Source organism: Kribbella sp. NBC_01510 (assembly GCF_045040325.1).
Lineage (GTDB): Bacteria > Actinomycetota > Actinomycetes > Propionibacteriales > Kribbellaceae > Kribbella.
The window spans coordinates 5,885,230-5,897,083 of the sequence record NZ_CP109418.1 but is presented as its reverse complement, the minus strand read 5'-3'; the positions used below and the strand labels follow the sequence as shown (position 1 = coordinate 5,897,083).

Here is an 11,854-nt window from a genome sequence, read left to right as displayed (position 1 = left end):
AACTTTTCAGTCACCCACAGCACATTTAGTTCCCCAAACCGAGCAACAGCACCCCGGGGACCCGGAAACCGGCCACCCGAGCACCATCAGCCGAGCACCGGCGGCGTGATCCGTCTCCTACCGCGGGGGAAGATTCCAATCACCCACGGCATACGTTCCTACGGCTGACGCCGTACCGGCTGCGGCCCGTGTGCGTCGAAACGCTCAGCGGCCGCAAAAGATCCTCTCGTCTGGCCCTGGGCCTCGCACTGACACCGTGTCACCGGTACGAGACGGTGTGTCAAAAGGGCCCGGACATGACGAAGAGGCGGTGCTGCCGGAAAGCACCGCCTCTCGTCGCGAGGTTTTTAGACGCCGTGACCGTGCGCCTGCGCGCGAGCCTCCGGGCGGAAGCCGTTGCGCGGGCTGAGCGTGTCGTCGCCGTTGCCCAGCGCCTTGAGCTGCTCGGTGAAGTAGGTCTTCAGCCGGCTGCGGTACTCGCGCTCGTAGGCGTGCAGGTCGTCGATCGTCCGCTCGAGCTGGCCCTTCTGCTTCTCCAGCGTGCCGAGCATCTGGGCCCGGCGCTCGGCGATCTCGCCGTCCAGCTTCTCGGCGCGGGCGCGAGCCTCACCGGTCATCCGGTCGGCCTTGCCGCGCGCCTCGTTCTCCAGCCGCTCGGCCTTGGCGCGGGCCTCGCCGATGATCTTGTCGGCGGTGTCCTTCGCCTCCTGGACCAGGTCGTCGGAGTGCTTGGTGGCCATCTCCAGCAGCCGCACAGCGGAGCTGGAGGCGTCCCCGACGGTTCCTGCTGCCGCAGCAGCCCCCGCGGCCGCTACAGCGGGCACCACGGGTGGCTTCTCCTCCGGCTTCTCGACCACGACCGGGGGCTTGGGCTGTTGCACGACGGGCGGCAGCGCGGCGGTCTGGTCGACCGGCCGCTCCTGGCCGGCGCCCGCGCGCTGAGCCGCCGCGAGCTTGGCCCGCAGCTCCTCGTTCTCGGCGAGAAGTCGCTCGAGCTCGGCTTCGACCTCGTCGAGGAAGGAGTCGACCTCTGTGACGTCGTAGCCCTCCCGTAGTCGGACGGGCGTGAATTGCTTCGAGCGGACGTCATCCGGCGTCAGCGGCATCTTTCACCTCGTTTGTCTGTGTCTTGGCGGAGTCCCCGTGGCCTACACCATCGGCGACTCAGTAGATCACGTTATCGCTTCGTTGTGTTCTAACGGAATCCGGGCGGGCGAAACAGCCCATTCCGCGGAACGCCAGCAACGAACCGGCCCCGTTTCTGCGTGGTTGTACCTACCCTGTCCCCGGCGTCCTCACCCTCGGACTCGGTGGATGATCCACCGGTTCCCTGTGGTCTGCGCCGCACTGGATCACAGTGAGCGCAGGGCCGTCGAGTTGATCGACATCGCCACGGAGACGATGACGAACAGCATCAGCATGGACAGGTCGATCCGCACCCCGCCGGCCCCGATCGGGGGCAGGATCCGCCGCAGCGGCTTCAGGAGCGGATCGGTGACCGAGTAGATCAGTTCGAAGAACAGCAGCAGGGGGCCCTTCGGGTGCCACTGCGGCGCGAACATGACGATCAGACTGAGTACGAACCGCGCCACCAGCACGAGGAAGAAGGCGAGCAGCACCCAGCTGAGAACACTGAGGACGAGCGCTAGAGCAACCATGTCGTCAATGAGTGTAGAAGACGGCGGAAGGGAGCGGGTCAGCTCTGGTTGTAGAACCCGTCCGCCGCGATCTTCTCCTTCTCCTCGGCGGCCACTGTCACGTTCGGCGGGCAGACCAGGAACACCTTGGTGGTGATCCGCTCGATCGACCCACGGCAGCAGAAGATCAGCCCGGCCGCGAAGTCGACCAGTCGCTTGGCGTCGGCGTGATCCATCTCGGTCAGGTTCATGATGACGGGCGTGCCGTCGCGGAAGTGCTCACCGATGACACGCGCCTCGTTGTAGCTGCGCGGGTGCACGGTGGTGATGCGAGCCAACTCGGTAACCTCCGGGGATGGTGCGACACCACGTCGTTCTGGAAACTTGCTGACCGTCGCGCCCTGCTCCTCGCGGCCTGGGTGAACGTGAGACTCGGCCCGCGGTTCGCGGACGTCCCGGTTCTCCCGGCCGGCGGGGACCGGCTCGGTCTCGTGGGACTCCCCGTCGACGGCTTCGTCGTCGTACTCGTCGAGGTCGTCGTACTCGTCGTCGTACCGCGCGTTGTAGCGCTCCCCGTCCTCGACCAAGCCGAGGTAGACACCCATCTTGCGCAGCGCGCCGCTCATGGCCCTCCAGCCCCTCGATCCGGTTCGGCGACAACGGTGAGCAGGAAGCAAAACCTGCTCGATGTCGACACTAACCCGAGGGGGTACGCGTTCCGAGTAAGGCGCGCCCGAGCCGGACGTGTGTCGCTCCCTGCCTGATCGCGGCGTCCAGGTCGGCCGTCATCCCGGCCGAGATCCAGTCGGCGCCGGGGTGTTCGGAGCGTAGCCGGGACGCTACCTCGCGCAGGCCGGCGAAGGCTTCGTCAGGGTCCGCGCCTAGTGGCGCGACCGCCATCACTCCCCCGAGCTCGAGCCCGTCCGCCGACGCCACCTCACCGGCGAGATCCAGTACGGCGTCCGGCTCGACGCCACCGCGGGCGGCACCGGTCGCGGCGTCCGCGGATCCGTACGACGCGAGACTCACCTGAAGGAGACAGCGAAGGGTCTTCTCTTCGGCGACCGCGGCCTTGGACAGCGCGGCCACCAGCGACAACCGGTCGACGGAGTGCACAGCCGACGCGAAGCGGACGACCGAGCGGGCCTTCTTCGACTGCAGCTGACCGACGAAGTGCCAGGTGAGGTCCGGGCAGTCCGGGGCCTTCGCCTTGAGCTCCTGCTCACGGTTCTCGCCGACGTCACGGACGCCGAGGTCCGCCAGCGCCCGTACATCGCTGACTGGGAAGGTTTTGGTGATCGCGACAAGGGTGACCTCGTCCGGAGACCTCCCGGCCGCCTGACAGGCCTTCTCGATCCGCTCCCGGGCGTGGTGGAGATTCGCCCGCAGCTCGTCCGCGCGCGTCGTCACGCCGTGGTCACCGCGCCCAGCTTGACCAGGCCGGCCATCCGGCCACTGACGGGGCCTTCCCGCCGGTACGAGTACAGGGTCTCCGACTCGATCGTGCACGCCGTCGCGTCGACCACCTCGACGCCCAGCTCGTCCAGTTGTGCGCGGACCCCGGCCGCCACGTCGATGGCCGGCGTACCCCAGCTGGTCTCCGCGTACGACGCCGGCACCCGCTCGACGACCTCGTTCCGCATCTCCGCCGGCACCTCGTAGCAGTTCCCACAGGCATACGGCCCGAGTACGGCGGTGATCCGCGTGGCACCTAGCTCCCGCATCGCCTCCACAGTCGCCGGTACGACGCCGACGTACATGCCCTTGCGACCGGAGTGAGCCGCACCGATCACGCCGTCGCCTGCGAGCAACACCGGAAGACAGTCGGCGGCGCGAACACACAGCACCACATCGTCGCGCGTGGTGACGACACCATCGGCCTTCGGCATCGGCTGCATCGGAAGCTCGTCGTCCGGCCGCACGACAGACACGTCGCGTCCATGGACCTGGCTGACCCGCACGACACCCTCCGGCCGGACTCCGAACTCGGCCGCGATCAGCCGGAAGTTCGCCGTCACCGCCTCGGCATCGTCGCCGACCGCGCTGCCGAGATTCAGTTCGCCGTACGGCGCTTGGCTCGTGCCGCCGAAGCGGTCGGTGAAGGCGAAGCGGACGTCGTCGAGAACCTCGTCGTAGCCGAACACGACTGAAGGTTACCCAGCGACGACCTGTGCTCCCAGCACTGTCCGAGCCTCGTCGGTCACAGTGTTCCGCTCCGGATCCGATGGCAGGCCGAGGACGTGCTCGGCAGCCCGGCGGTAGGCCTCGGCGAAGGCCTGGTCCGCGGGTACCTCGACGTCCGGCGTCACGCCGGTTCCTTCCCAGTTGGTCCCGGAGACAGGGTTCATCGCACGCTGCACCGAGATCGTCGCCTCGAGCTGCTCGTGCAGCTTGAACCCACGCCGTGGATGCGCACCGCCACCCGTCCGCTCGCCGACGATCACCGCTCGCCCGAGCTGCTGCAGGTTGTACGACAGTTCCTCCGCGCCGGAGAACGTCACCGAACTGGTCAGCACCCAGATCGGCTTGGAGCCACCGAACCGCGGACCCGGCACGTACGGCGACGTCCAGAACTGCCGCGTGGTCCCGTCGGCCGGAGTGACCAGATCGTTCAGATGGACCGCGTCGTCGGCATCGACCAGATGACTGCAGACGAAGGCGACCTGGTCGGGTGACCCGCCCAGGCAGCGACGCAGGTCGAGCAGCAGCGCGTCGGTCGACGCGAGCAGGGTCATCGCCGCGGTCACGGCCGGGCCGGCGTGGGTAGGGGCGTACAGCAACGGCCGGATCTCCAGGAGCCCGATGTTGCCGTCCAGGCGTTCGACCCGCGCCATCCCACCGGCGTCGAGAGCGGCCCGGCGGCGCCAGTGGGCCTCCTCGGCGATCGGGTCGGCCTCGTCCGGCAGCCCGTCGCGGTGGAACCTCAGCCGCAGATGCTTGTCGTGGTTGCCGACCTGCAGGTCGTCGGTGACCCGCTCGGCCAGCCGCTCGGGCTCCCGGAGCTCGTCGTACCGGCCGTCGGCGGTGGCGGCGGCGAGCCGGTCGGCCACCTCCCGACCGGTCTCGGGAAAGACGTAGTGCTCGGCGACGAGCGCGCCCAGCCGGCCGACGACGGCGCGGATCTCTTCGGTCTGCATGGGCAGGAGTGAAGCATGCGGCTTGACAAAGCGTCAAGAGATATTGACGCTTGATTCATGAGCGAGATCTCCGACCGGCTCGAGGTGTCGACGGCCGCGCAGTTCAAGGCGCTCGGGCACCCGCTGCGGCACCGCCTGCTGTTCGCGCTCGGGCAGGAGGCGGCCACGATCAGCCAGCTGGCCGTCGCGCTCGGCACGGCGAAAGGCAACGTCGCCCATCACCTGGGTGTGCTGCGCGAGGCCGGCATGGTGCACGTGGCCGAGACCCGGCAGGTGCGCGGCGGGACCGAGCAGTACTACCGGCGATCGGCGCGGAAGTTCGACTTCGTCGGTGAGGGCGCGCGGGCGAACAACACGGTCGTCCTGCAGGCGATCGCGGCCGAGCTCGAGACCGACGACGCCGACCCGCTGGTGCTGTTGCGGAACGTCCGGCTGACCGCGGACCAAGCCGCGGAACTGGCCGCGACGCTGGAGCGGATGGTCGATGAACTCACCGACGCCGGCCCCGGCGAGTCCCGGTACGGCGTCGTCGTCTCGGTCTACCGCCCGCGTCAGCCCCAGCCATCTGCCGGGTCCTGACGCAGGGAATCGGGGGCCGAGACAGGTTATTCCTTGTCTCAGACCACCAGGACCTGTCCACGGCCCCCGCTTGTCGCCGTACGCCGAGGTCGCGCGAGGCGGGACCTGGAGACGGGTGGCCGGACCTGGTGGCCGGTTATTTGAGGAAGTCTGGGATGTCGAGGTCTTCTTCGGGGTCCGGCTTGCGGGCCGGGCGGGTCGGGGTGGGCTGGGACGAACCGTTGCCCGACGTCGACGCGGCGCCCGACCCCGGCGTCGCGCCCGAGGTGCTGGGGCCGTGGGTCGGCCAGGAGTGCTGGGTCCCCGGCGCGGTCGGAGAGGCCGGGGTGTGCGGCGCCGACTGCGGCGACTGCTGCCCCGACTGGACCGTGCGGACCGGGTCGCCGGGCTGAGGGCGGGCCGAGTTGGTCGTGCCCGCGCCCGGACGGCCCTCGGTCGGAGCCGGCACCGGGACGGTGTCGTCGGTTTGTGCCGGCGGGTTCGTGAACTGACCCGCCTGCCCGTTCGAGGAGCCCGCGGTGCCTTGACCGCCCGCGGCCTGGCCGTCCCCTGGCTGACCAGCGCCCGGCTGTCCACCGGCGAACTGGCCACCCGTCGACTGCCCACCATCTGCGGTTCCGGCCCCTGGCTGGCTCGCCGGGGGCTGACCGGCCTGCTGGCCGGCCGGAGCCGATGGGTTGTTCGTGCCCGACATCGGCGCCGAGTAGCTCTGCGACTCCGACGACGGCCGAGAGGTCTGCGGGCGGGCGGTGCTCATCGCCTGCTCGCGCCGCTTCGGCATCCCGCCGTCGAACCCGGCCGCGATCACGGTGACCCGCACCTCGTCGCCGAGGGCGTCGTCGATGACCGCGCCGAAGATGATGTTCGCGTCGGAGTGCGCGGACTCCGAGACCAGCTGGGCCGCCTCGTTGATCTCGAACAGCCCCAGGTCGGAGCCGCCGGCGATCGACAGCAGCACGCCGTGCGCACCCTCGATGCTTGCCTCGAGCAACGGCGAGGAGATGGCCGCCTCGGCCGCCGCGACCGCGCGGTCCTCGCCGCGGGACGAGCCGATGCCCATCAGCGCGGAGCCGGCGTTCGACATGACCGCCTTGACGTCGGCGAAGTCCACGTTGATCAGGCCGGGCGTGGTGATCAGGTCGGTGATGCCGGAGACACCTTGCAGCAGCACCTGGTCGGCCTGCTTGAACGCGTCCAGCACCGACACGGCGCGGTCGGAGATCGTCAGCAGGCGGTCGTTCGGGATGACGATCAGGGTGTCGACTTCTTCACGGAGGGCGGCGATACCGTCCTCTGCCTGGGTCGCACGCCGTTTGCCCTCGAACGAGAACGGCCGGGTCACCACACCGATCGTCAGCGCACCGAGCGAGCGCGCGATGCGGGAGACCACCGGCGCGCCACCGGTACCGGTGCCGCCACCCTCGCCCGCGGTGACGAAGACCATGTCGGCGCCCTTGAGCGCCTCCTCGATCTCCTCCGCGTGGTCCTCGGCGGCCTTCTGGCCGATCGCCGGGTTCGCGCCGGCGCCGAGGCCCCGGGTCTCCTCCCGGCCGATGTCGAGCTTGACGTCCGCGTCGCTCATCAACAGCGCTTGCGCGTCGGTGTTGATGGCGATGAACTCAACGCCCTTCAGACCGTGCTCGATCATCCGGTTGACGGCGTTCACGCCGCCTCCGCCGATGCCGACGACCTTGATGAGTGCCAGGTAGTTCTGCGGTGCCGCCACGTCCGCGCCTCTCGCCTCGTTCTGTTCCCGTTGTGGCCGGTTGGCCCCTGTTCCAGCGAAAAGTTCCAGCGAAAAGACTGAACCTCAAGTGGATGCTTAGACTTATGTCAACTTTAGATTACGACGCACGCTACGGGACGGCTTCGGGCAATGTCCACGCGCCTCGCCGGGCGCCCCGTGATGTGCTCTGTGATGTGATCCGTCATCGCTTTTCCCCTTTGGTGACAGGGAGATCGGGCGCCGAGACGTCGTACACCTTGGCCTTGCGTTTCATCAGCACGCTGAGTACCTCGGCCTTTCGCTCGCTGTCATCGGAACTGCCCCAAACGACCTTCACCCCGGAGGCGAGGTTGAGAGTGATCGAGTCCGGCGACAGCGCCGAGATCGACCCGACCTGGGTCCGCAACGTGTCCGGCAGGGCCGCCGAAACCGTCACCAGCGAACGGATCGTGACGTCGCGCCGGGTGCCGGTCACCTTCGCCTCCGGCAGTCCGGCCGGCCGGTCCGGCACCGTCTTGAACGTCGTTCCGGTCGCGTCGACCAGTTCGAACCGCGAGCCGTCGGTGACCACGACCACCGGCACCCGTTCGGTGACGACGATCACGATCTTGTTCGGCCAGGCGCGGGTCACCTGCGCGTCCTCGACCGCCGGGATCGTCCGCACCCGGTCCGCGATCGACCGCAGGTCGACCTGCGCCAGCGGTGTGCCGATCGGTGCCGCCGCCGCCTGCTCGATCGTTGCCACCGGCACCGTGTCCGCACCGCTCACCCGGACCCCGGCGACCGCGAACGCGGACGAGTAGTAGAACAACCAGACGATCAGCGCGGCCAGGACGAGCAGAGCTCCGCCGATCGCCCACGGCAACCAGCTACGCCAGCGCACCAGCCGTTGCCGGCGCGCGAACCGCTGTTGTGCCCGAGCCAGATCAACGCTCTGGCTCATCCAGTCAACCTCACCCTTTTACTCCACCACAGGAGCGAGGACCTCGGCCGCAGACTCGCGGGCGGCAGCGCGTTCGGCCAGCAAACCAACGACTTCCGGGCCGATCAGGGTCACGTCGCCCGCGCCCAGCGTCACCACCAGGTCACCTGGCTCGGCGAGATCCGCGACCAGCTGAGGTACGGCGGACCACGACGGCTCGAACCGCACCTGATCCGGCTTCAGCGGCACATGGTTCGCGATCAGGGCGCCGGTGACACCCGGCTCCGGATCCTCACGGGCGGCGAAGACGTCCATCACGACGACCTCGTCGGCCAGCGCGAGCGCCTCGGAGAACTCCGTGGCGAAGATCCTGGTCCGGCTGAACAGGTGCGGCTGGAAGCACGCGACCACGCGCCCCTCCCCGGCCACCTGCCGGGCCGCGGTCAGGTCGACGGCGAGCTCGGTCGGGTGGTGGGCGTACGAGTCGAACACCCGCACGCCGTCCTCCAGGCCCTTGAACTCGAACCGCCGGCCGGTGCCGGTGAACGACTCCAGCCCCTCGGCCAGGTCGGCCGCGGAGAACCCGAGCCCGAGACCGACCGTCAACGCGGCCGACGCGTTCAGCGCGTTGTGCTTGCCCGCCTGCTGCAACTGCACCATCGGCAGCCTTCGCCCGCGGTACACCGGCACGAACGACTGCGTCGCCCCGGTCGCGGTGATCTCGGTGACCCGCAGATCCGCGTCGTCGGACTCGCCGTACGTCCGTACGTCGATGCCGCGCGCGCCGGCGAAATCGGCCAGCCTCCGCGCGCCGGCGTCGTCGTAACAGATGACCATGAAGCCGCCCGGGAGGACCCGGTCGCAGAACTGCTCGAAGGCGAGCCGGTAGCTGGCCTCGTCGCCGTAGTTGTCCAGGTGGTCCGGCTCGACCGATGTGACGATCGACACCTCGGGCGTGTAGGTCAGGAACGACTTGTCCGACTCGTCCGCCTCGGCGACGAACAGGTCACCGGTGCCGTCGTGGGCGTTCGAGCCCGACTCGTTCAGGTTGCCGCCGATCGCGTACGACGGATCGGCCGCGCAGTGCTGCAGCGCCACGGTCAGCATCGACGTCGTGGTCGTCTTGCCGTGCGTACCGGCGACCGCGAGGGTCCGGTGGCCGACCATCACCGAGGCGAGTGCCGCGGCCCGCGGCAGGATCGGGATCCCGGCGGCCCGGGCGGCGATCACCTCGGGGTTGGTCTCGCGGATCGCGGTCGACACCACCACGGTGTCGGCGTCGGCGACGTGCTCGGCGGCGTGACCGACCCAGCAGGTGGCGCCGAGCGCCCGCAGCGCGGCCAGCACCTTGCCGTCCTTGGCGTCGGAGCCGGACACCTCGATGCCGCGGGACGCCATGATCCGCGCGATACCGGACATCCCGGCGCCGCCGATACCGACGAAGTGGACCTTGCCCAGCTTCTCCGCGGGCAGCGTCGTGTGAGGAGCGGTGACGATCACGAAGCAGACCTCACCACATCCAGGATGATCCGCGCCAATCGCTCGTCGGCATCCGTACGGATCAGGCCTTTCGCCGCTGTGGACATGGCTGTCAGACGCGCCGAGTCGTGCAGAAGTTGCGGAACGGTGGCACGAACCCAGTCCGGCGACACCGTCGCGTTGTCCACCAGCAGGCCGCCGCCCGCATCCACCACGGGCTTGGCGTTCAGCGCTTGCTCACCGTTACCGTGCGGAAGCGGAACGTAGATTGCGGGCAGACCGACGCCGGACACCTCGGTGACCGTGTTCGCGCCCGAGCGGCAGACCGCGAGATCCGCGGCCGCGTAGGCCAGGTCCATCCGGTCGATGTACGACAGAACGGCGTACGGAAGGGGTCCGGTCTGCGGGACCTCGAGCGTGTTCTTCGGGCCGATCGCGTGCAGGACCTGGATGCCGGCCGCCTGCAGGTCCGCGGCGGCACCGGCGAACGCCTCGTTCAGCCGCTGCGCACCCTGTGAGCCGCCCGTCACGAACAGCGTGGGCGCATCCGGGTCCAGCCCGAAGAACCGCCGCGCCTCGGCCCGCAGCGCGGCCCGGTCCAGCGTGGAGATCGCGCGCCGGATGGGCAGGCCGACGTACTCGGCGTGCGGCAGATCGGTGCCGGGGAACGACGTCTTGACGTGCTGCGTGCAGTAGCGGGCGGCGAACTTGTTCGCGATCCCCGGTACGGCGTTGCCCTCGTGCACCACGATCGGCGTCTTCCGCCGCCAGGCCGCGACGTAAGCGGGGGTGGAGACGTAACCGCCGAAGCCGACCAGGACGTCGGCCTTCGCCTCGTCCAGCGCCTTGCGGGCCGCACCGACCGAGGCCAGCATCTTCCCCGGTACGGCGAGCAGCGCGGGCGTGGGCCGGCGCGGCAGCGGCACCGGCGGGATCAGCTCGAGCCGGTAGCCGGCCTCCGGGACCACGCGGGTCTCGAGCCCACGCTCGGTGCCGAGCGCGAGGATCTCGATGGTCGGATCGAGCCGCCGCAACGCGTCCGCGGTGGCGATCAGGGGTGAGGTGTGGCCGGCGCTTCCGCCTCCGGCCAGGACGATGCTGGGCACAGCTTTCAACGCTCCCGCGTGTTCTCTCGTCAATGCGTGCGCGACGGCAGCCACCCGAACCGCGGCCGCCTGGTCTCCTTCAGGGCAGCCTGCGCGCCGGGCTCGGCCTTCGCGAAGGACAGCAGCATGCCGATCGCGATCAGCGTCGGCAGCAGTGCGGAACCACCGTACGACAATAGCGGGAGCGGGATACCCACGATGGGTAGGAGTCCGATCACGGCGCCCAGGTTGACCAGGGTCTGCGCCATGATCCAGATGGTGATCCCGGCCGCCGCGTAGCGGACGAACGGCTCGGTGTTCCGGGTCGCGATCCGCACCCCGGCGTAGGCCAGCGTGAGGAACAGGGCGAGCACGGTGAGCGACCCGACCAGGCCGAGCTCCTCACCGATCACGGAGAAGATGAAGTCGGTGTGCGCCTCCGGCAGGTTGCCCCACTTCTGCCGGCTGTTGCCGATCCCGACGCCCCACCAGCCACCCGTCGACAGTGCGTAGAACGAGTGGTACGCCTGCCACCCGACCGCGGTCGGGTCGGCGAACGGGTCGAGGAAGGACGTGACCCGCTCCATCCGGTACTTCTCCGCGTTGACGAAGTACGTCGCGACCGCGCCGACCACTGCGATCGTGGCGACGAACAACCGCGTCGGTGCGCCGACGATCCAGATCATGCCGATCATCACGGCCATCAGGACGAGCGCCGTACCCAGGTCGTGCTGGCCGACGACGAGTGCGATCACCAGACCACAGACCGGGACCATCGGGACCAGCAGGTGCTTCCACTGGGTGAGCAGCTTCTCCTTGCGCGCGTACAAATCCGCGCACCACATCACCAGCGCCAGCTTGGCGAACTCACTCGGCTGGATCTGCAGCGGTCCACCGAGGTTCAGCCAGTTGGTGTTGCCGTTCACGCCGACGCCGAGACCGGGGATGTAGGTCAGCACAAGCAGGAAGATCGAGCCGAGCAGAGCGACGTACGAGAGCATGCGGAAGTGCCGCGGCGTCATCCGGGAGGCGACGTACGCCATCGGCAGGCCGACGCCGACCCAGATCAGCTGGCGGATGAAGATCGTGTAGCTGTTTCCGTTCGTGCGCAGCGACAGCACGCTGGACGCCGACAGCACCATCAGCAGCCCGAGCACCAGCAACAGTCCGGTCGCGCCGAGCAGGATGTGGTACGACGTCAGCGGCCGGTCCAGCACGTCCTTGATGGCTGCCAGCCAGGGCCGCTCGTCGCTCTTCTTCTGATCCGGCTGATCAGCGATCGATGTCAC

11 protein-coding genes and 1 pseudogene are annotated in these 11,854 nt (G+C 69.1%); 1 reads left to right on the top strand and 11 read right to left on the bottom strand.

What is annotated here, in order from left to right; genetic code table 11:
- Positions 1–347: 347 nt before the first annotated feature.
- The 6 genes from OG558_RS29385 to OG558_RS29360 form a co-directional block, all read right to left on the bottom strand.
- The gene (locus OG558_RS29385) at positions 348–1,106 is read right to left on the bottom strand and encodes a DivIVA domain-containing protein (protein WP_328521776.1); all 759 of its coding nucleotides are present in this window, start codon (positions 1,104–1,106) and stop codon (positions 348–350) included.
- 246 nt (positions 1,107–1,352) lie between these two features.
- On the bottom strand, positions 1,353–1,658 hold the full coding sequence (locus tag OG558_RS29380) for a YggT family protein (protein ID WP_329475847.1): 306 nt from the start codon (positions 1,656–1,658) through the stop codon (positions 1,353–1,355).
- Positions 1,659–1,696: 38 nt separating this feature from the next.
- Positions 1,697–2,263, bottom strand: coding sequence for a cell division protein SepF (locus tag OG558_RS29375; protein ID WP_329475846.1), 567 nt, complete (start codon positions 2,261–2,263; stop codon positions 1,697–1,699).
- Positions 2,264–2,333: 70 nt separating this feature from the next.
- Positions 2,334–3,047: a YggS family pyridoxal phosphate-dependent enzyme gene (locus OG558_RS29370; RefSeq protein WP_405065886.1), complete on the bottom strand. Its 714-nt coding sequence runs from the start codon at positions 3,045–3,047 to the stop codon at positions 2,334–2,336.
- A complete protein-coding gene (gene pgeF / locus OG558_RS29365; RefSeq protein WP_405065885.1) occupies positions 3,044–3,781 on the bottom strand; it encodes a peptidoglycan editing factor PgeF in 738 nt (245 codons plus the stop codon). The genes OG558_RS29370 and pgeF overlap by 4 nt, the downstream gene beginning before the upstream one ends.
- A gap of 9 nt (positions 3,782–3,790) precedes the next feature.
- Complete coding sequence (locus tag OG558_RS29360; RefSeq protein WP_405065884.1) at positions 3,791–4,774, bottom strand: S41 family peptidase; 984 nt, start codon at positions 4,772–4,774, stop codon at positions 3,791–3,793.
- Between the two features lie 57 nt (positions 4,775–4,831).
- Here OG558_RS29360 and OG558_RS29355 point away from each other — a divergent pair, with 57 nt between their 5' ends.
- Positions 4,832–5,353: an ArsR/SmtB family transcription factor gene (locus tag OG558_RS29355; protein WP_405065883.1), complete on the top strand. Its 522-nt coding sequence runs from the start codon at positions 4,832–4,834 to the stop codon at positions 5,351–5,353.
- A 442-nt stretch (positions 5,354–5,795) separates the two neighbouring features.
- Here the strand turns inward: OG558_RS29355 and ftsZ are convergent.
- The 5 genes and pseudogenes from ftsZ to ftsW all read right to left on the bottom strand — a co-directional run.
- Positions 5,796–7,079 (bottom strand): annotated as a pseudogene (gene ftsZ / locus OG558_RS29350) (cell division protein FtsZ); the annotation flags it as partial.
- Positions 7,080–7,281: 202 nt separating this feature from the next.
- Positions 7,282–8,022, bottom strand: coding sequence for a cell division protein FtsQ/DivIB (locus tag OG558_RS29345; protein WP_405065882.1), 741 nt, complete (start codon positions 8,020–8,022; stop codon positions 7,282–7,284).
- Positions 8,023–8,040: 18 nt separating this feature from the next.
- Positions 8,041–9,501: a UDP-N-acetylmuramate--L-alanine ligase gene (gene murC, locus OG558_RS29340; protein ID WP_405065881.1), complete on the bottom strand. Its 1,461-nt coding sequence runs from the start codon at positions 9,499–9,501 to the stop codon at positions 8,041–8,043.
- The gene (gene murG / locus OG558_RS29335; RefSeq protein WP_328521784.1) at positions 9,498–10,586 is read right to left on the bottom strand and encodes an undecaprenyldiphospho-muramoylpentapeptide beta-N-acetylglucosaminyltransferase; all 1,089 of its coding nucleotides are present in this window, start codon (positions 10,584–10,586) and stop codon (positions 9,498–9,500) included. Before murG ends, murC begins: the two co-directional genes overlap by 4 nt.
- A gap of 29 nt (positions 10,587–10,615) precedes the next feature.
- Positions 10,616–11,854, bottom strand: coding sequence for a putative lipid II flippase FtsW (gene ftsW / locus OG558_RS29330; protein ID WP_405065880.1), 1,239 nt, complete (start codon positions 11,852–11,854; stop codon positions 10,616–10,618).